The sequence below is a fragment of the Salinibacterium sp. NSLL17 genome, from assembly GCF_015864935.1.
Classification (GTDB): Bacteria; Actinomycetota; Actinomycetes; order Actinomycetales; family Microbacteriaceae; genus Rhodoglobus.
On sequence record NZ_JADYWH010000003.1, the window covers coordinates 179,480 to 198,417 of the forward strand.

Here is an 18,938-nt window from a genome sequence, read left to right on the forward strand (position 1 = left end):
TGGCTACAGTCCTTCGACTCTCAACACAGACACAACATCGCGCACAACCGAGTTCTCGGTCAGTGCTGCCACCGTGGCGGCTAGCGATTCATCGGTCGCTTCGTGCGTAACCGTAATAAGGGTAGCGCTCGGCACTCCCTCAGTTACCGCGCCGACAGTCTGATTAACCGCCTCGACAGAGACACCGTTGTCGCTAAAGACAGCAGCAATTGTGGCGAGCACACCGGGCTCATCAACCACCGTCAAGGTGATCTGGTAGCGCGTCGTGACGCGAGAGATCGGCAAAATGGGGAGATTAGCGTGCGTCGACTCGGCAACGCCTGGGCCACCAATGACGTGGCGGCGAGCAGCAGATACGACGTCACCGAGCACAGCGGATGCGGTTTCGATTCCGCCAGCACCAGCGCCATAGAACATGAGGCTGCCCGCAGCTTCGGCCTCAACAAACACAGCGTTGTTCGCGCCATGCACCGCAGCGAGCGGGTGAGTCAGCGGAACAAGTGCGGGATGCACGCGAGAGCTGACACCAGCGGTGGTGCCGTCAGCGTTGAGGATGCGTTCGCAAATGGCCAGCAGTTTGACGACATAGCCAGCCTTGCGGGCCGCAACGACCTGCTCGGCGGTGACGCCCGTGATTCCCTCACGGTAAACCGATTCCAGCGGAACGCGAGTGTGGAACGCGAGGCTCGAGAGCAGGGATGCTTTCTGGGCGGCGTCATAGCCTTCGATATCTGCCGTGGGGTCGGCTTCGGCATACCCCAGTCGAGTCGCCTCGGCGAGGGCGTCGTCGAAGCTGTCGCCCGTGGCATCCATGCGGTCAAGAATGTAGTTCGTGGTGCCGTTGACGATGCCGAGGATGCGCTTGACGCGGTCGCCAGCGAGGCTGTCGCGCAGCGGACGAATGATGGGGATCGCGCCAGCAACGGCAGCTTCGTAGTAAAGCTGCGCGCCGACCTGGGCGGCCTCTTCGAAGAGTTCAGCGCCGTGGTGAGCAAGAAGCGCCTTGTTGGCGGTGATGACGTCGGCACCCGAGTGCAGAGCCTTGAGGATCCAGGTGCGCGCGGGCTCGAGGCCGCCAATCAGCTCAATCACGATGTCCGCTCCGACGATGAGCGACTCTGCATCGGTCGTCAGAAGTTCTTTCGGGATGCTGGTGTCGCGGGGAGCATCGAGGTCACGAACGGCGACGCCGACGACTTCGAGTCCGGCTCCGGCACGGGCAGCGAGTTCATCAGCGTGTTCAAGCAACAGTGCGGTGACCTGCGATCCGACACTCCCTCCGCCCAAAACTGCGACGCGAAGGTTGCGGTATTCGATCATTCAGAGTCTCCCGATGGTTTAATTCCCGCGTCGCGGCTGAGTAGGTCGTCTTCGGTTTCGCCGCGCACAATGATGCGGGCGTGGCCATCGCGCACCGCAACGACGGGCGGGCGCGCAAGATAGTTGTAGTTGTTGGACATCGCCCAACCGTAGGCACCGGTCGCAGGCACGGCAATCACATCATCGATCGCAACGTCACCGGGCACATATTCGGCGCGCACCACAATGTCGCCGGCCTCACAGTGCTTGCCCACAATGCGTGCAAGCTCAGGGGCAGCATCCGAAACCCGATTGGCGATGCGAGCCGAATAGTCGGCCTCATAAAGAGCGGGGCGAATGTTGTCGCTCATGCCGCCATCAACGCTGACGTACTTGCGCACGGCGACGCCATCAACGAGCACATCCTTAATCGTGCCCACTGTGTACAGCGTGGTTGTCGACGGGCCAATGATCGACCGGCCGGGCTCAATCGCAATGATCGGCACCGGGATCTCGAGCCGAGCGCACTCAGCCTCAACAATCGTAGCCAGCGACGCAGCAAGCTCAGCCACCGGCAAAGCCTGATCAACCGAGGTATACGCGATGCCAAAACCGCCACCCAAATTGAGCTCGGGCACCGGAGCAACCACCGACAAACGCGCATGCAACTCAAGCAAACGACGTGCCGCCTCAGCAAAGCCCGCCGTATCAAAAATTTGCGAACCAATATGCGAATGGATTCCCACAAAATCCAACGAAGGATGCGAGCGGATCTGCTCCACAAGCGCTTCAGCCTCAGCGAGCGGGACACCAAACTTCTGGTCCTCCCGCGCCGTCGCCAAGTACTCGTGGGTCGATGCGTGAACCCCGCTGTTGATGCGCAAACGCACCCGCTGGGTTCGACCGTGCCGTGTGGCGGCTTCAGCAACCCGACCGATTTCGACGACGCTGTCGATAACGATGGGGCCGATGCCCGCGCGCACGGCACGGTCGATCTCGGAAAGACTTTTGTTGTTGCCGTGGAATCCCAAACGCGACGCATCGACGCCGGCCGCGAGTGCAACCGCCATCTCACCAGCGCTGGCGACATCGATGTTGAGGCCGGCGGCCGTCATCCAGCGAACCACCTCTGTGCACAGGAACGCCTTGCCCGCGTAATACACCTTGGCTGCGGAGCCAATGCGAGCGAACTCGGTATCGAAGGCGGCCTTGATCTCGGTCGCGCGAGCAATGGCATCCGCTTCGTCGACGACGTACACGGGGGTGCCGAAGCGGGAGACGAGATCGCCAGCGGTAACGCCAGCAATCGTCAATTCACCGTTTGCAGCGCGCGCTGCAGTGCGTGACCAGACGGTCGACGGCAAAGAATTTGCTTCGGCAGGAGCTTCGAGCCACTCGGGCGCCAGCGGGTTCGCGAACACAGTCGCACCTCACAGAGATGTAGACGGAAAACGGCGGATTGTGTCCGCACGGGCGTTGGGGATGCTGACCACTCTAACGGCTGGCGCCGCTAGCGTTGAATCGGGTTACGGCGCTGGACACGTGCCGTATTGCTTCCACGCGGCATCATCGAGCGCGATGCCATCGGCATTGAGTTGGATGACCAGGTTGTCGTTGGCTACCGCAACCGAATCGATCGTTAGCGCCGTCGGCAACGAGGACGCAACGCAGAACTCTTGAGAGCTGAGCAGGCTGCCCGCCAGACCCGAAACGAGCGGATTCTGTCGCAAATCGGCAACCGAAATCTGCTCGTCGCCCAAGATGACCGATTCTGGTTCGAAGGCGATCGAGTCCCCCGCGGCAACCGGCACCAGATCGAGGGCAACGGGGATCTCAAAGAACAGGAGCTTAAAGACCGTCGATACCCGGATGGCGCTGCCTTCGAGTTCAATCGAGTCGAGCCCGGTACCGCTCAGCGTTGCCGCAAGCTTCGATACCTCTGCGCCGGTGATCGCGACATCCATCGAGACTGTGTCGATCGGCTGCGACGACACCACGGGAACCCCGGTAGCAACGACCCGCACAGATGACTCGAGGCCGTTTACCTCAAACCGATCGATGTCGATCGTCACCACATCGAGACCGCCCGTGAGCGCCTGGAGGATCAGCGAGCCCGAGCCTAAATCGACAGCAACGCCCTCACTGGATTCCAAGCCGAGCGACGAGGCAATCTCGTCTTGGGCGATGCGGACCGCTGCGGTGCGCCCGACAGTCTCTACGAGGACAACACCGACGATCAGGATGAGGAGAATGACCCCGGCGACAACCCAACCAATCCAGCTGCGTCGCTTGCGCTTCGCAACGGCGTAGCCGGTGGCTGCCTCAGGGGCAGAATCCGCGGCGCCATCGAGGCGCAACTCAATGGTGGGCTGATCGTCGGAAGCCACGGACGCTACATCCGCTCCGGGGCGCTGACTCCGAGCATCCAGAGACTGTTGCGCAGCACTTGACCGACAGCATCGTTGACCCAGAGGCGCGTGCGGTGAACGTCGGTGACTTCTTCATCGTTCATCGGCGTGACGCGGCACTGGTCGTACCAGCGGTGGTAGCTGCCGGCGAGTTCTTCCGCGAAGCGCGCGATGCGGTGCGGTTCACGCAACTCTGCGGCCTGAGCCACAATGCGCGGGAACTCAGCAAGAACGCCGAGAAGGATGCTCTCGGTTTCGTTCGTGAGCAACGAAGCATCGAAGACGCTGCGATCCACTCCCGACTCCCCCGCATTGCGCGCGACGCTGTGAGTGCGCGCGTGAGCGTACTGAACGTAGAAGACGGGGTTGTCGTTCGTGCGCTTTTGCAGAATCTCGGGGTCAAGGGTGAGCGGCGAATCAGCGGGGTAGCGCGCGAGCGAGTAGCGCAGGGCATCCGTTCCGAGCCATTCGCGAAGATCGTCGAGCTCGATAATGTTGCCGGCACGCTTCGAGAGGCGAGCACCGTTGATGCTGACGAGTTGCCCGATGAGCACCTCGATGTCTTTGTTGGGGTCGTCACCGGCAGCGCCCGCGAGCGCCTTGAGACGGTGAACGTAACCGTGGTGGTCGGCACCGAGCAGGTAGATCTTGTGGGCGTAGCCACGGTCGCCCTTGCTGAGGTAGTAGGCCGCATCGGCGGCGAAGTAGGTGTAAATGCCGTTGCCGCGCTTGATCACGCGATCTTTGTCGTCGCCAAAGTCGGTGGTCTTGACCCACACCGCGTCGTCGCTGTCGGCGACATGGCCCTGAGCCCGCAAGCGCTCAACAGCAGTATCGATAGCGCTCTTGCCGTCGTCCTTCACCGCGTGAAGGTCACGCTCGCTGAACCAGACATCGAAGTGCACGTTGAACGCCGCGAGCGACTTCTTGATTTCGCCGAGCTGAAGCTCATAGCCACGCTCGCGCGCAACAGCGATGGCTTCATCGTGGTCGAGTTCAAGAATTTCGGGGTTCGAGGCGAGCACTCGCTGAGCGAGCTCGGCAACATAAGCACCCGGGTAGCCGTTCTCCGGAGTGGGCTCACCCTTCGCCGACGCCAGAATCGATGCCCCAAAGTTGTCCATCTGGTTGCCGGCATCGTTGATGTAGAACTCGCTCACCAGTTCAGCACCAGCGGACTTGAGCACGCGCGCAAGCGAATCGCCCAGAGCAGCCCACCGAGTGTGACCAATGTGCAACGGGCCGGTGGGGTTGGCCGAAACAAACTCCAAGTTAATGGTCTGACCCGCGAGGGAATCATTGCGACCGTAGGCCTCGCCCTGCTCAACGATGGTCTTCGCGAGCGCACCCGCGGCAGCGGCATCCAGGGTGATGTTAATGAAGCCGGGGCCCGCAACATCTACCGAGGCGATGCCGTCGATCGCACGCGCCTGCTCGGCGATTTCAATCGCGAGCTCACGGGGGTTGGCGCCCAGCGGCTTCGCCAACTTCATAGCGATATTGGATGCCCAATCACCGTGATCGCGATTGCGCGGTCGCTCTAACACCAGGTCACTCACGGTCAGGCCCAAATCGGGCGTGCCGCGGTCAGCCGCAATGCGGGAGACGACAGAGAGCAAGGTGGCAGAAAGATCAGCAGGATTCACCCCTTAAGAGTACTGGGTGGCGACTGAGCTTCTGGCGCAGTTCGCGACAATGCCGGGTCACTGCACTTCGTTGGTGTCAGAGGTCACCAGAATGGAACCATGGCTTCTCGACTTCGCGTTATTCCTGCAGTGATCGCACTGAGTGCATCGGCTCTCCTCTTGAGCGCGTGCGTTCCCACCGAGCCAGACCCGGTCGGGCCGAACCCCACTCGCACGATCGACCCCGACAGCACCGCAACGCCCGAGGCCGAACCGACCGCGACAACCTCCCCCGATCCGGAGGCAACGCCCGTTGACATTGCGTGTACAGAGCTCATCTCGCCGCAAGCTATGTATGACTTCAACTCGAACTTCTTGCTGCTGAACAGCTTTACTCCGCCCGCAGGCTCCACGGCGGAAACAGCCTTTGAATCCCGGGGCACCATCTGCCGATGGGAAAACTCCACCAGCGGAGTCACCATTGACGTGTCGGTTGCGCAACCGACTCCTGCAAAGTACGACTCGCTCAAGTCGAACTCTGGCGCGTCCACAAGCAGCTTCGATGGCTACTTCGCTGTCTCGGGAGGCGTCGGCACAGCCCAAGTATTCGCCGGAGCCTACTGGGCAACTCTCAGTTCGCCAGCGTTCTTCGAAGCTGCGGATGCCGCTGACCTCGTCGCTGACGTGGAAGCTGCGCTGAACTAGCTACCGCCGTGGTGGCTGTGCGGCTTTACGGAAGCTGAACCGGCGAGCGGTGATCGTCTACCGGCAGCGTGTCTGCCGTCACGGTGATCGAAAGCTTCTGCAAGAACAGGTCAGCCCAGTGATTGGTGAGGAAGGCCGTATCGGCTGCATCCCTGCCCGTAGCAATGCGCACGAGTGACTGACGCGGAGCAAGCCCGGTGGAATCCACAACCCACCAAGCACCGTCTACATACGCCTCGGCGACGGCATGGAAATCCATGGGGCTCAGCCCGGGCGCATACACCGAGGTATACCGCGCCGGCACATCTTTGGCGCGCAGCATCGAAATAGTGAGGTGCGCGTAGTCGCGGCATACGCCCTGGCGCGCCAACATCGAATGGGCTGCACCATCGGTCGCCAAGGAGATGCCTGGCGTGTACCGCATGTTTGCCCCGACCCAATCCCGCACAGCCAGGAGCAACTCGTGACCCGTCTGGCTCGGGAACAACGAACGAGCACTCGGAAGCAGAACATCGGATTCGCAATACCGACTCGGCCGCAAATACTCGATCAGGTCGATCTCGTTGACCGGCGCAGGTTCGGGGGTTTCCTCAACGGTGGCGGCGTAGTCCACGACAAGACGCCCTGGGCCAGCAATCAGCGAGTGCAGGCGGGTTCCGCGCGCATCGACCAACTCTGTTGGCTGCTGGGGCTCACCATCCAACACAAAATCAACGGACTCGGATGCCGTAGTCCAGCGAGCAGACACCGCAATGCTAAAGACCATTTCGGTGCGACCACGAAGGTCAAGTTCTTGGTGGGATGACACGGTACGCAGCATCCCCCGATAATGTCACGAGAAGCTGAACCGGGCATCACCACAGCGTGCTAAATGTGGGAACGATTGCTTGCTAAGATGGAGCCCTTGCCTTCGTAGCTCAGGGGATAGAGCGCCGGTTTCCGGTACCGTAGGTCGGGGGTTCGATTCCCTCCGGGGGCACTGTTATTTTCACCGCACGTTCGCTGCGTGCTGTTCTGGCCACACGATGGCTGATTGCTTTTGGCTGCTAGTTAACGACGCAGCAGGCCTCAGCGCCGGCATCCGTGCTTGTCGCAACAGACGCGAGCATCTTGACGGGCTCCGCAAAGGCTTCGCAGCAGAGTTCATAGACGTTGGAACGACCGCGGGGTGTGACCGTGACGAGGCCGTTGTCGCGCAGGGGCGCCAAGTGGTGACTCACGAGCGTTTGACTGAGGCCGGTGGCATCCGTGAGTTCACGCACGGTATGCGCGCGTTCAGTAAGCAGAAGCACGAGCTGCAGCCGGTTGGGATCGCCGAGGGCACGCAGGAGTGGCGCCAAACTTTGGGCGCGCTCGGCTGTGGCTGACCAAGTGGGCTTCTGAATTGTCAGAAGTTCGACGCGTTCGCTCATAACAGCGATCCTACATCGTTTCTTTGTTATCAACAGTAGTTGCTGTTATCGTGAGCGAACGCTAGTAGTGCTGCTGGCGAACAACATGAGGAGAGCAATGACCGCCGCACCTTCCCCCGCACGCCTGCTACCCGTCGTCGTTATCGGAGCCGGCCCCATCGGGCTCGCCGCCGCCGCCAACCTCAACAAACGCGGCATCGACACCATCGTGCTCGAAGCTGGAGAACACGCCGGGGACGCGATCAGCCAGTGGGGTCACGTCTCACTTTTCTCCCCCTGGCGCTACAGCATCGACCCGGTTGGCCGTGAATTGCTCGAAAAAACGGACTGGGTCTCCCCCGACCCCGAAGCCCTACCCACCGGCTCCGAACTCGTTCACGACTATCTCCTGCCGCTCGCCGCAGCCTCCGAACTTGCCCCGCTCATCCGCTACAACAGCCGCGTGATTGGCACGTCGCGCCAGGGCATCGATTCCACCAGAACTATTGGCCGCGAGCGCCACCCGCTGCTGGTTCGCGTTGACTCCGCTGATGGCGTGTACGACATCCTCGCGTCGGCGATTATCGACGCCTCCGGCACGTGGGGTCACGACAATCCCATTGGTGCTTCTGGGCTCCCCGCGACCGGCGAAACCGACAGCGCTGCGTGGCTCGCGGGCCCGCTGCCCGACGTACTCGGCACCGATCGTGCGCGTTTCGCCGGCAAGCACACCCTCGTGATTGGCATGGGTCACTCGGCCGCCAACGCCCTGATTGCGCTTGCCGAGTTACGTGAGAGCGCACCCGGCACAGAAATCACGTGGGCCATTCGTGGGCGCTCCGCTCGCCGCCTCTACGGCGGTGGCACTGCCGATGAGTTGCCGGGCCGTGGCGCACTCGGGACCCGACTGAAGGGTGCCGTGGAATCCGGCGCCATTACGCTGCTCACTGACTTCACCATCACCGAGCTTGCACCTCAGCCCGATGGTCGACTGCGCGTAATCAGCAGTAACCCCGATGGCGAACAATCCGTGACCGTGGATGCTCTCGCCGCCGCCACCGGCTTTCGCCCTGACCTCAGCATCCTGCGTGAACTGCACCTCAGCTTCGACCCCGTGCTTGAGGCTCCCGTCGCGCTTGCACCTCTCATCGACCCGAACGTGCACAGCTGTGGCACCGTCGAGCCACACGGCGCTAGCGTGCTCGCCCATCCCGAGAAGAATGTCTACGTGGTCGGCATGAAGAGCTATGGCCGGGCGCCAACATTCCTCATGGCTACCGGGTACGAACAAGTGCGCTCCGTGGTCGCTGCGATCGCGGGCGATACGGCGAGCGCTGGTCGCGTCAACCTGATGCTGCCTGAAACGGGCGTGTGCTGCAGCTCCAGCGGCGGAGGCTGCTGAGCCGGCTCCACGACTCGTCAGGGGCGTTCGTTGCGGCCTCCCGCCGGGCGCCCCTATTCTTCGAGCACGATACCCAAGTGGGCAGCAAGCATCGGGGCGAACTCAGCCAGTTGGTAAGAGTTGATGGTGGCGCCCTTGAGATGCTCGACTCCAGTGACGTGGCGCAACTCGAGGGCACGCAGGTCGAAATTCGTCAGCGTTGCGCGGGTGAGATCGAGGGTATTTACCTGGGTATGGGCGAATGAAACTCGGTTGGCTGTTGCCGCACCAAGATCGAGTTCATCGATCAGGCAGTCGTCAAACAGCACATCCTGAAGGTGGGCACCGCGCAGATTTAGGTAGCCAATGCGGCAGTGCGTAAAACGAACCGACTTCCACGTGGACTCATAAAACTCAGCGGAGCCCAGGCGGGACCCTTCGATGCTCACATCGCGAAGATTCGAGCGCGGTGCCGTGAAGATGGGAGCGTTGAGCTTCTCGAACCGGCTCTCTACAAAAGTCGCCGCCCGAAGGTCAACGCCGTTAGCCTCCAGCTCAGAAAATTCACACTCCGAAAAAGAAGAACCCGCTAGGTCGTATTCGCTCAGATCGGATGCCGCAAATCGCTGGCCGTCATAGCTTTCGTGTGCGCGCAGCAGCGTGGCCTCGCCCTCAGCGAGGTTCTCAAGCCGCAGAGCATCGATGAGCGGTGCCGCGGTTGCCGTTTTCTTAGCCATGCAATCAATTGCTCCCTCAAATAGCTGGTGTCGTGCCGAACCGAAGTTACCCCACGCGACCGACGCCGCCCACTAATCTGTTGCCATGACGCCTCCCGCAACTGCCGCTGACCGAGTCGCCCACTTTTCACGCAAGCTCGACTTCGAAACTGATCCCTCGGATGTCGGAGCTGCCCTCGAGACACAGGAACGTTTCGTATTGATCGATTCCCGAGGCGATGCCGCCTGGAACCAGGGCCACGCCGCCGGAGCCGTGCACATGCCAACTGCGGACATCAGCACGCGGGCCGGCAACGAGATCGCCCTCGATATGCCCGTTGTCGTGTATTGCTGGGGCCCGGGCTGCAATGGCGGCACGAAAGCCGCCCTCGAGTTCGCACGACTCGGCTACGAAGTGCGCGAAATGATCGGCGGCTTCGAATACTGGGCGCGCGAAGGCTACCCCGTCGCTGACAGCAGCGGACCAGTCATCCGCGAAAAGGATCCGCTCACCGCGCCGGTTTCAGCAATCTCCTTCGACTGCTAACCGCGAGGGGCCTAGCCTCGCGATGCGCCGCTAGTGCGCGTCACTCGCGTGCGACTCCAAGAATTCGTAGAGCTCGCGATCATCCACTCCTGGGAAGGTTCCCGAGGGCAGCGGCGAGAGAATGTGGGCGTGAAGTTTGGCGCTCGACCAGGCGTTGCCTGACCAGCGATCGCGCAACTCGTCTTCGGGTTTGCGGCAGCAGCTCTCATCAGGGCAGGTTGACGACTGGCGCACGTCCGTAGCCCGGCCGCGGAACCATTTGGAGTGCGCGAAGGGCACCCCGATGGTGATGGAAAATTCTTCCGCATCCGTGGTTCCCGTTTGGGCTGACTCGAAGAAGCTGCCTTCTGGGGTGTCGGTGTATTGGTAGAACTCTGTCGTGCGGTTGGTGCGCGTGAACGCGGTTCGCGCGCTCCAATTGCGGCACACGAACTGGCCCTCCGCTGAACCGGTGACGTCAACGGGCAGCCGCAGACCATCATTTTCGTAGGCCTTGTAGACAGCCCCATCGTCACCGACGCGCAAGAAGTGCGTTTCGAGATCGAGGTGCGAGGTTGCCAAGTTGGTGAAGCGCAGCGCAGCCGCTTCGTGGGTGACGCCAAAGGCATCCCGAAAATCTTCAACAGCGATATTGCGATTCGTCTTGGCTTCGCTCAAGAATGCAACGGACTGCTTGAGGGGCATGAGCACTGCCGCCGCAAAGTAGTTAATTTCGAGACGCTGGTGCAAGAACTCGGCATAGCTGGTGGGTTCGGTGTGCCCAAGAACGCGGTGCGCCATCGCTTGAAGCGCCATGGAGCGCAAGCCGTGACCGCCAGGAATGGATGCCGGTGGCAAGTAGATGCGCCCATGTTTGAGGTCCGTTACCGAGCGTGCTGAATGCGGCAGGTCGTGCACATGCACGAGCTCAAAGCCGAGCGATTCTGCCATCAGGCTCACGGCCCGGTGAGTCAGGGCACCCGAGGTGTGATTTCCGGCAATCGTCAACTTTTCGGCTTCTTTTTCAAGCTCAGGCAAGTAGTTGTCGAGGGCACGCATGCGGATCCGCAACTCGGTGTTGGCACGACGGGCCTCTTCTGGCGTGGCAATTGCTTTGCGTGATCGCGTCGAAAGTTCATGGTGAAGACCCACGATTGCCTCAAGCGTCTCATCGGGAATGCCCTTTGATGGGCGAATCTTGGGCAACCCCAGCGAGGCGTAGATAGTGCTGCGTTGCAAGCGATCCAGCTCAATTTCGAGGGCTGCGCGCTTGGTAGGCGGCGACTCCTCCAAGAGATCAGCAAGTTGGATGTCCGTGGCTGCGGCAATCGCCGACAGAAGAGTGAGTCGGGGTTCTCGTCGCCCGTTCTCCATCAGCGAGAGCTGACTACCGGCCACACCGACCTTGTCTCCCAACTGATCGAGGGTCATGCCGGAGGTTGTGCGGAAATGTCGGATGCGTTGCCCGAGAGTCACAAGATCATTCACACGTTCACTATAACTAAAGAATAGTGATTCTTTCCACTCGATTCGCCAACATCACCAGCAAAACTGGGTCATCATCGAATAACAACAGTTTTTTCAGCACTACAACTCTTCAGCGGAAGGTAGAAATGAGCATCGCCGAGATGACAAGGACGCACTTCTCCGCACCCGACGGAACAAACCAAAGCGTTATTACATGGGTGGAACAGATCGCCACCCTCACGCAACCCGACGACATTGTCTGGTGCGACGGAAGCCCCGAAGAAGCAGACGAACTCGCAGCCGAGATGGTCGCTGCCGGAACGCTCACCCGCCTGAATGACGAGTACCGCCCCCACAGCTACCTCGCCCGCAGCGACCCGAGTGATGTCGCTCGTGTCGAAGCGCGAACCTTCATTTGCTCCGCCGACGAAGCAGACGCTGGCCCCTCCAACAACTGGGCCGAGCCTGCAGATATGCGCAACACGCTTGACGGCCTCTTTGCCGGCAGCATGCGCGGTCGCCGGATGTACGTCGTTCCCTTCTCCATGGGCCCGCTCGGTTCCCCGCTCGCCAAGATCGGCGTGCAGGTAACGGACTCCCCCTACGTCGTCATGAGCATGGGCATCATGACGCGAATGGGAACCGCCGTGCTCAATGCCATCGATGACTCCACTGAATGGGTGCGCGCCATCCACTCGGTCGGTGCACCGCTGGATGCCGGCCAGGCTGACGTGCCGTGGCCCTGCAACCAGACCAAATACATCAGCCACTTCCCCGAGACTCGCGAAATCTGGTCATTCGGTTCCGCGTACGGCGGCAACGCGATTCTCGCGAAGAAGTCATTCGCACTGCGCATCGCTTCGGTGATCGCTCGCGAAGAGGGCTGGCTTGCTGAGCACATGTTGCTCCTCAAGCTCACCAACCCCCGCGGTCGCGTGTTCCACATCGCTGCAGCATTCCCCAGCGCCTGCGGCAAAACCAACTTGGCCATGCTCAAGCCGACCATCCCCGGCTGGAAGGCCGAGACGATTGGCGACGACATCGCGTGGCTCGGCAAGGGAGCTGATGGCCGCCTACGCGCCATCAACCCTGAAGCTGGCTTCTTTGGAGTGGCACCGGGCACCGGCTACGCCACCAACGAAACCGCGATGGACACCATCTGGGGTAACACCGTTTTCACCAACGTCGGCCTGAAAGATAACGGCGACGTGTGGTGGGAAGGCATGAGCGATGAGGTGCCTGAGCACCTTATCGATTGGCAGGGTAACGACTGGACGCCAGAATCTGGCACCCCGTCGGCTCACCCGAACTCACGTTTTACTGTGGCAGCAGCACAATGTCCCAGCATCGCAGATGACTGGGAATCGCCACAGGGCGTCGTTATCGACGCCATAATCTTCGGCGGTCGCCGCGCGACCAACGTGCCGCTAGTGGTGGAGGCACGAGATTGGGAGCATGGCGTCTACCTGGGCGCCACTATCTCATCTGAGCGGACGGCGGCTGCCGAAGGCACCATTGGTGAACTACGGAGAGATCCGTTCGCCATGATGCCCTTCTGTGGATACAACATGGCAGACCATTGGGCCCACTGGCTCTCGGTCGGCCAGGATCTCCGCGGATCCGGCACAGTGCCACGCATTTTCCAAGTCAACTGGTTCCGCAAGGGTGCCGATGGTTCCTTCCTGTGGCCAGGATTTGGTGAAAACTCACGCGTGCTCGAGTGGATTCTCAACCGCGTTGACGGAACGGTTGCCGCCCGCGAAAGTGCTCTGGGGTTGATGCCGCGTGAAGGCGACCTCAACATCGACGGCCTCGAACTCGGCGATGACACCATGGAACAGCTTTTCGCGATCGATAATGACTCGTGGATCGCCGAAGCCGAGGCCACCGAAGAATTCTTCGCCACATTCGGAGACCGTGTTCCTGCCGCAGTTTCTCGCCAACTTGAGCAGCTGAAAACGCGTCTCCAGAGCTAACCAACGAAACCGCCTCGCCGTTCGTCTTTATTAGTGTGACCACAATTGCGCTAACTATTGGCCATTCCTCGGCCACAATAGAGACGACGGCGAGGAGGGGCTCAGTGACTGAGACCGAGAACACCCCTGCCCGCTGGGAAGACGTAGTTACTCAACTCGTCGAAGAGCGCGGCGAAGCACTGACGCGCTATGCGTACCTCATTTCGGGGAACCGAGACGATGCCTCCGACCTTGTGCACGATGCCCTCGTGAAAACATTCGGTCGCCTGCGCAACGGTTTTGGCATCGCCAGCGCCGAAGCCTATGTGCGTCGAGCGATTCTGAACACCTACCTTGACCGCGGTCGAAAGATCAGCCGCTGGCGCAAGATTGCCCACCTCACGGTAGAGCCCGACATCCACGAATCTGCGGATGCTGACACCGAGGCTCGCTTGGATTTGCAGTCTCAACTAATGAAGTTGCGACCCCGCGAGCGCGCCTGTGTTGTGCTTCGTTACTACGAAGACCTCAAGGTGGACGACATCGCTGCGACGCTAGATATCAGCTCAGGGGCTGTAAAACGTTATTTGAGCGACGCACTCGGCCGCATGGCTGTGAGCCTTGATCGCGATGCTGCCGACACCGTAGGAGGCCACCGTGGTTGATGAAAACGAGCTTCGCGCACACCTGACGTCGGGCGAACCGTCCGCCATAGCTATTGATACTGCGGCTGTAATTTCACGAAGCAAGTCACGTCGTCGACCGCGCCAGTGGGCTGTGGGCGTGGTGGGGGCTCTCGCAGTGAGTTCGCTGATCTTTACAGGAGCCAACGTTATTCCTCTGTTCTCGAGCAGCGATACCGCGGTGAGCATGTTGGCGGACGACTCTGCGCCGGAGTCTGCAGCAGATTCGGCTGACACGGGAGCAGCGCAGGCTGCGCCCGATGATTCTCGCGTTGTGGGTCTGTGCGGCGCAACAATTCCGGTGGAGTCCGCGTCGCCCTTCGGCTTGACGCTCGAACTCGAACTACCGGCAGAAGTCGTGGCGTCGGGCAGCGCCTTCGGAACGGTACGACTGACCAATGACTCGGATGCCCCCGTGCAGGGAACAACCGCGTCGGTGCCTGACGTGAATCTCCTCGACGATTCCATCGTGATTTCCCACAGCCCCGATGCGCAGATTCTCTCGGTCATGCCGGTGAATTTGCAGCCTGGCCAAAGCATCGAGTTCTCTGTGGCAATCGCCATCTACGACTGCACGACGATCGACACGGGCGGAATGGTTGACCCCGGCACGTATGCGGTCAGCAGCACACTCGCGTTCGTTCCCACCGACCCTGCCGACGGCGCCGCCGCTGAGGTGCGCAGCGAACAGATGCCGATCGTTCTGCAATAACCCAAGGTTCCTGTCGTTAGACTCGCCGTGTCACTTTTGTCGACGAAGGAGCACCCTGTGAAGGCACGATTGGGCACCGTTTTCGCCCTCGCTGCGGCATTAGCTTTACTCGCTGCAACCCCTGCCCTGGCCGATGACCCGGTGAGCCTCGATGGCGCGTATGTCGTCGATTCCGCGGGAGTACTTGCGGGCGATAGCGGCGACGTCACCGACGCGCTTGATTCGTTGTATGACCGGGCCGGCATCCAACTCTTTGTTGTCTATGTCGACGAGTTCACCAACCCGGCTTCTCCCATTGATTGGGCGGATGCGACAGCCGAAGCTAACGGGCTCGGTGATGACGATTTGCTGCTCGCGGTTGCCGTCTCGCAGCGCCAGTACGCGCTGTCCGTTGCCGCCGATGCTCCCCTGACCGATGCCGAGTTGGATGCAGCGGAAGCCGCCATTGAGTCGCAACTGCGCGACGATAACTGGGGTCAGGCTGCGATCGCGGGCGCTGACTCACTCGCCGGCGATTCTGCTGCGGGCTCCGGCACAGGCAGCGACTCCGGCACAGGCACGGAATCCGGCACGACCGAGTCGTCGAGTGGCGGCATTTCGGTGTTGCCGATCGTGGGCGGGGTGGCCGTGATCGGTGTCGGCGCTTACGTGTTTTACCGCGTTCGCCGCCGCGGCAACACAGGTGCCGCTGCTGGCGCCCCTGTCGAGAGCGTGTCGCAAGAGGAACTCGACCGCCGGGCCGGCAGTGCGCTGGTCGAGCTGGATGACGCTCTCAAGACAAGCGAGCAAGAGCTCGGTTTTGCTGAGGCTCAGTTTGGCGCGGCGGCCACGACTAACTTCGCAGCATCGCTGAAAGAGGCGAGCGCTGCGGTGGCGCAGGCGTTCCGCATCCGTCAGAAGCTCGATGACAGTGAGCCCGAGACTGCTGAGCAGAAGCGGGCGATGACGATCGAGATTATCGAGCTGTGTGAGCGCGCAGACGATTTGCTTGATGCTCAAGCGGCCGCGTTCGACGAGCTGCGCAAGCTCGAAACGAATGCTCCCGCAGCCCTCGCCGAAACGTCCGCGCTGATCGCGAAGGCGTCGGAGCGATTGCCCGCAACCGAGAGCGCCCTCGAAGCGCTCCGAGGTCGCTATGCGCCGGTTGCTATCGAAGCCGTGACTGACAATGGTGAACGCGCTCGCGCCTTGCTCGCCTCGGCCGTTGCCGATTCCACCGCCGCCAGCGCTGCCATCGAGGCCCAGAAGCCGAGCGAGGCCGCCGTCGGTGTTCGCACCGCTCAGGCAGAACTTGGCCAGGCCATCCAACTCATGGATGCCGTTGATTCCTTGGTGACAGAGCTGGAGTCTGCCGAGACCCAGCTTGCGGCCACGATCACTGACACCACGGGCGATATTGCTGCTGCTCGCGCGCTGCCCAGCGATGCCACTGCCGGAGCGTTGCAGCCGGCGATCGCGGCTGCCGAAGCGGCTCTCGCGACGGCGCAGTCCGCGACGAACAACCCCGTAGCGAGCCTCAGCATCTTGGGTGATGCCAATGCGGCGCTCGAGACAGTTTTTGTCGGCGTGCGCGATCAGCAAGCTGCCTTCGCCCACGCCGCTACGCAGCTGTCGGCGGCTTTGGCCGCAGCGCAGTCCCGCATTACGACCACGGCGCAGTTCATCACCACCCGCCGCGGCGGTGTGGGGGCGACGGCGCGAACGAGAATCAGCGAAGCAGACCGTCAGTTCAAGCAGGCGTTGGCGTTGCAGACTTCCGATCCCGTGACGGCGTTGACGCATGCGCGTCAGGCTGATCAGTTGGCAGCAAGCGCCTATGACCTCGCTCAGCGTGAGGTGTCGCAATTCTCGACGGGCAGCAGTTCCGGTTCGGGAATGCTTGGCGGCCTGGGTGGCGCGGTTGGCGGCAGCGGTGGTGGCGACCTCTTGGGCGGCATCATCGGCGGTTTGATCGGTGGCAGCCTCGGGTCGCGGTCGTCACGACCGTCCAGTGGCGGTTCGTGGGGCGGGGGCTCCCGCTCGGGCGGATTCTCGGGTGGCGGCGGTAGACGTTCCGGTGGAAGTTCTGGACGCAGTGGTGGCGGTCGCAGTCGCGGCGGTAGATTCTAAGTACGGTTTCTTCGAAAACTCACGAAAGGCACTTCGCATGGCAAAGCAGTCGATTCTCGGTCGTATTTCACAAATGGTGAAGGCGAACATCAATTCAATCCTCGATCAGGCTGAGGACCCGCAGCTCATGCTCGACCAGCTGGTTCGTGATTACACCAACTCCATTGCGGATGCGGAGAGCGCCGTCGCTCAGACCATCGGCAACTTGCGCCTCATGGAGCAGGACCACGTTGAAGACCGCAACGCTGCTTCGGACTGGGGCCGCAAGGCTCTTGCCGCCAGCGTCAAGGGAGACGAACTTCGCGCCGCCGGCAATGCCGCTGACGCCGACAAGTTCGACAACCTTGCCAAGATCGCCATCGGACGTCAGGTTTCTGCCGAGAACGAAGCTCGCGCCGCTGCCCCCACGATCGCTGCCCAGACGCAGGTCGTCGACCAGCTCAAGAGCGGCCTCGACGGAATGCGCGCCAAGCTGAGCGAGCTCACCGCAAAGCGCGACGAGCTCGTCGCCCGTTCCAAGACTGTCGAAGCTCAGTCGCAGGTTCACGATGCCCTCAAGTCGATCGACCTCCTCGACCCGACGAGCGACCTCGGTCGTTTCGAGGACAAGATCCGTCGCGAAGAAGCCAAGGTTCTCGGTCAGCAGGAGCTTGCAGCATCCAGCCTCGATGCTCAGTTCGAAGGTCTCGAAGACCTCGGCAAGGTCACCGAAGTCGAAGCACGACTCGCTGCCCTGAAGGCTGGCGGCGCCCAGGCACTCACCGCCGGCGAATAGTTCGCCCGCACGAAAGTTCACACCATGGCACTCACTTATGTTGTCGTGCCCCAGTGGCAGGGTTCGGGTTCTTCTCGAGCCATGCAGCTGGTCGACGGAGCCGAGTCGATTCGGGGAGATCTTCCCTCCGCAGCGACTCGCTCCGTCGATGTCCCGCTTGAGGCGGGCGACCACCAGGGCACGGGCATCCACCGCTACAGTTCGCTGCTGCTCGTGCGTGATCGCACCCGCAACGCTCTCGCTGCCGATGACACACCTCACCTCACGATTGGTGGCGACTGTGGCGTTGAACTCGCCGCAATCGAGCATGTGAGTGCTCAGCAACCGGCCGTGGTGTGGTTTGACGCGCATCCCGACCTGCACACCGCGGCTTCCAGCCCGTCTGGCGCGTTCACTGGCATGGTGTTGCGCACCCTGCTGGGTGATGGGCCGGCAGAACTTGTTCCCGAGCATCCGGTGCGCGCTGATCGGGTCATTCTGGCCGGAGTGCGCTCGATCGACACTGCTGAAGATGAATACATCACGCAGTCCGACATCCGGATGCTGGGCCCTGCCACCTTCTCAACGGAAGCGTTGCTCGAGGCCATCACCGCCACCGGTGCCGACAGCGTCTACTTGCACATCGACCTCGACGTGCTCGATCCTGCCGCACTAGCCGGGCTCGGCTCCCCCGTGCCGTTCGGGCTCGAAGCGTCCGCGCTCACCGAAGCCATTCGCGCGGTGCTCGCGAAGTTCCCGCTTGCGGGAGCGGGCATTACCGAGTTTGCTCCGTCATCCGCAGCCCATGCCGTGGATGATCTGCCGACCATTTTGCGATTGATTGGCGCCCTGAGCAGCGCCAACACTCATTCGCGTGGTTCTTCAGAAACCTCGACAGAAACCGAGTAGTTCGCGCCGTCGACATCACTGAGGGTGACACGGCTGTCGAAGTCTTCACCGAGCGTGGTGTCGGTGAGAACGCAATCGAGCTTGGTGCCGTTCTTGAGCGGGATGCTGTCGTCACCGCAGTCCATTTCGGGCAGTTCTCCCGTGGATTGTTCGAGCGCGCCTGCTGCCGTGGCGGCGATCTCACTCGCGGGGACTTCTACCGGAGGCTCACTCGAGCAGCCGGCGATGAGCGCCGTCGACGCGAGCGTAAGTACGAGGATTGCGGAACGCAACACAGGAGCCTCCGAAAAGTTGGTGT

The 18,938-nt window shown here is 61.6% G+C and carries 18 protein-coding genes and 1 tRNA gene; 10 read left to right on the forward strand and 9 right to left on the reverse strand.

The genetic code is table 11. The features are described 5' to 3' along the window. Window positions 1-3: 3 nt before the first annotated feature. From I6E51_RS13755 to I6E51_RS13770, 4 genes are all read right to left on the reverse strand, one after another. Window positions 4-1,320 carry a homoserine dehydrogenase gene (locus I6E51_RS13755; protein ID WP_197108955.1) on the reverse strand — a complete coding sequence of 439 codons (1,317 nt, stop codon included), beginning with the start codon at window positions 1,318-1,320 and terminating at the stop codon, window positions 4-6. After that, window positions 1,317-2,720: a diaminopimelate decarboxylase gene (lysA, locus tag I6E51_RS13760; protein ID WP_197108956.1), complete on the reverse strand. Its 1,404-nt coding sequence runs from the start codon at window positions 2,718-2,720 to the stop codon at window positions 1,317-1,319. Before lysA ends, I6E51_RS13755 begins: the two co-directional genes overlap by 4 nt. A gap of 105 nt (window positions 2,721-2,825) precedes the next feature. Further along, window positions 2,826-3,686 (reverse strand): DUF2993 domain-containing protein, encoded by an 861-nt coding sequence (locus I6E51_RS13765; protein WP_307784012.1) that lies wholly within the window; start codon window positions 3,684-3,686, stop codon window positions 2,826-2,828. Between the two features lie 5 nt (window positions 3,687-3,691). After that, entirely contained in the window at window positions 3,692-5,353 is a 1,662-nt protein-coding gene (locus tag I6E51_RS13770) for an arginine--tRNA ligase (protein ID WP_197110670.1), read from the reverse strand. A 99-nt stretch (window positions 5,354-5,452) separates the two neighbouring features. Here I6E51_RS13770 and I6E51_RS13775 point away from each other — a divergent pair, with 99 nt between their 5' ends. After that, complete coding sequence (locus I6E51_RS13775) at window positions 5,453-6,037, forward strand: arginyl-tRNA synthetase (protein WP_197108958.1); 585 nt, start codon at window positions 5,453-5,455, stop codon at window positions 6,035-6,037. A 25-nt stretch (window positions 6,038-6,062) separates the two neighbouring features. Here I6E51_RS13775 and I6E51_RS13780 read toward each other — a convergent pair whose 3' ends face one another. Continuing rightward, window positions 6,063-6,857: a transglutaminase family protein gene (locus I6E51_RS13780; protein WP_197110671.1), complete on the reverse strand. Its 795-nt coding sequence runs from the start codon at window positions 6,855-6,857 to the stop codon at window positions 6,063-6,065. Between the two features lie 86 nt (window positions 6,858-6,943). On the opposite strand from I6E51_RS13780, the gene I6E51_RS13785 reads away from it, so the two are divergent. Further along, a tRNA-Arg gene (locus I6E51_RS13785) sits at window positions 6,944-7,016 on the forward strand. A gap of 67 nt (window positions 7,017-7,083) precedes the next feature. On the opposite strand, the gene I6E51_RS13790 is transcribed toward I6E51_RS13785, so the two are convergent. Further along, a complete protein-coding gene (locus I6E51_RS13790; RefSeq protein WP_197108960.1) occupies window positions 7,084-7,449 on the reverse strand; it encodes a helix-turn-helix transcriptional regulator in 366 nt (121 codons plus the stop codon). 97 nt (window positions 7,450-7,546) lie between these two features. Here I6E51_RS13790 and I6E51_RS13795 point away from each other — a divergent pair, with 97 nt between their 5' ends. Continuing rightward, window positions 7,547-8,830 (forward strand): FAD-dependent oxidoreductase, encoded by a 1,284-nt coding sequence (locus tag I6E51_RS13795; RefSeq protein WP_197108961.1) that lies wholly within the window; start codon window positions 7,547-7,549, stop codon window positions 8,828-8,830. A gap of 53 nt (window positions 8,831-8,883) precedes the next feature. Here I6E51_RS13795 and I6E51_RS13800 read toward each other — a convergent pair whose 3' ends face one another. After that, on the reverse strand, window positions 8,884-9,546 hold the full coding sequence (locus I6E51_RS13800; protein WP_197110672.1) for a pentapeptide repeat-containing protein: 663 nt from the start codon (window positions 9,544-9,546) through the stop codon (window positions 8,884-8,886). A gap of 85 nt (window positions 9,547-9,631) precedes the next feature. Here I6E51_RS13800 and I6E51_RS13805 point away from each other — a divergent pair, with 85 nt between their 5' ends. Further along, a complete protein-coding gene (locus I6E51_RS13805; RefSeq protein ID WP_197110673.1) occupies window positions 9,632-10,072 on the forward strand; it encodes a rhodanese-like domain-containing protein in 441 nt (146 codons plus the stop codon). A gap of 30 nt (window positions 10,073-10,102) precedes the next feature. Here the strand turns inward: I6E51_RS13805 and I6E51_RS13810 are convergent, their stop codons facing one another. Then, complete coding sequence (locus I6E51_RS13810) at window positions 10,103-11,539, reverse strand: helix-turn-helix domain-containing protein (RefSeq protein WP_197108964.1); 1,437 nt, start codon at window positions 11,537-11,539, stop codon at window positions 10,103-10,105. A 140-nt stretch (window positions 11,540-11,679) separates the two neighbouring features. Between I6E51_RS13810 and I6E51_RS13815 the strand changes: the two genes are divergently transcribed. From I6E51_RS13815 to I6E51_RS13840, 6 genes are all read left to right on the forward strand, one after another. After that, window positions 11,680-13,494, forward strand: a complete 1,815-nt coding sequence (locus I6E51_RS13815; protein ID WP_231600167.1) for a phosphoenolpyruvate carboxykinase (GTP) — start codon at window positions 11,680-11,682, stop codon at window positions 13,492-13,494. A gap of 104 nt (window positions 13,495-13,598) precedes the next feature. Further along, entirely contained in the window at window positions 13,599-14,138 is a 540-nt protein-coding gene (locus tag I6E51_RS13820; protein ID WP_197108966.1) for a sigma-70 family RNA polymerase sigma factor, read from the forward strand. After that, the gene (locus tag I6E51_RS13825; protein WP_197110674.1) at window positions 14,131-14,868 is read left to right on the forward strand and encodes a hypothetical protein; all 738 of its coding nucleotides are present in this window, start codon (window positions 14,131-14,133) and stop codon (window positions 14,866-14,868) included. The genes I6E51_RS13820 and I6E51_RS13825 overlap by 8 nt, the downstream gene beginning before the upstream one ends. A gap of 57 nt (window positions 14,869-14,925) precedes the next feature. Further along, on the forward strand, window positions 14,926-16,977 hold the full coding sequence (locus I6E51_RS14460) for a TPM domain-containing protein (protein WP_197110675.1): 2,052 nt from the start codon (window positions 14,926-14,928) through the stop codon (window positions 16,975-16,977). 37 nt (window positions 16,978-17,014) lie between these two features. Beyond that, entirely contained in the window at window positions 17,015-17,752 is a 738-nt protein-coding gene (locus I6E51_RS13835; protein WP_197108969.1) for a PspA/IM30 family protein, read from the forward strand. A 24-nt stretch (window positions 17,753-17,776) separates the two neighbouring features. After that, on the forward strand, window positions 17,777-18,640 hold the full coding sequence (locus I6E51_RS13840) for an arginase family protein (RefSeq protein WP_197108970.1): 864 nt from the start codon (window positions 17,777-17,779) through the stop codon (window positions 18,638-18,640). Here the strand turns inward: I6E51_RS13840 and I6E51_RS13845 are convergent. Further along, window positions 18,598-18,915 carry a DUF4333 domain-containing protein gene (locus I6E51_RS13845; protein WP_197110676.1) on the reverse strand — a complete coding sequence of 106 codons (318 nt, stop codon included), beginning with the start codon at window positions 18,913-18,915 and terminating at the stop codon, window positions 18,598-18,600. The genes I6E51_RS13840 and I6E51_RS13845 overlap by 43 nt on opposite strands. Between the last annotated feature and the right edge of the window lie 23 nt (window positions 18,916-18,938).

What these genes read in the sequence shown, in the direction of transcription:
- I6E51_RS13755 (WP_197108955.1), bottom strand. Translation starts at nt 1,320, where the DNA reads ATGATCGAATACCGCAACCTTCGCGTCGCAGTTTTGGGCGGAGGGAGT.
- I6E51_RS13775 (WP_197108958.1), top strand. Translation starts at nt 5,453, where the DNA reads ATGGCTTCTCGACTTCGCGTTATTCCTGCAGTGATCGCACTGAGTGCA.
- I6E51_RS13780 (WP_197110671.1), bottom strand. Translation starts at nt 6,857, where the DNA reads ATGCTGCGTACCGTGTCATCCCACCAAGAACTTGACCTTCGTGGTCGC.
- I6E51_RS13790 (WP_197108960.1), bottom strand. Translation starts at nt 7,449, where the DNA reads ATGAGCGAACGCGTCGAACTTCTGACAATTCAGAAGCCCACTTGGTCA.
- I6E51_RS13795 (WP_197108961.1), top strand. Translation starts at nt 7,547, where the DNA reads ATGACCGCCGCACCTTCCCCCGCACGCCTGCTACCCGTCGTCGTTATC.
- I6E51_RS13800 (WP_197110672.1), bottom strand. Translation starts at nt 9,546, where the DNA reads ATGGCTAAGAAAACGGCAACCGCGGCACCGCTCATCGATGCTCTGCGG.
- I6E51_RS13805 (WP_197110673.1), top strand. Translation starts at nt 9,632, where the DNA reads ATGACGCCTCCCGCAACTGCCGCTGACCGAGTCGCCCACTTTTCACGC.
- I6E51_RS13815 (WP_231600167.1), top strand. Translation starts at nt 11,680, where the DNA reads ATGACAAGGACGCACTTCTCCGCACCCGACGGAACAAACCAAAGCGTT.
- I6E51_RS13835 (WP_197108969.1), top strand. Translation starts at nt 17,015, where the DNA reads ATGGCAAAGCAGTCGATTCTCGGTCGTATTTCACAAATGGTGAAGGCG.
- I6E51_RS13840 (WP_197108970.1), top strand. Translation starts at nt 17,777, where the DNA reads ATGGCACTCACTTATGTTGTCGTGCCCCAGTGGCAGGGTTCGGGTTCT.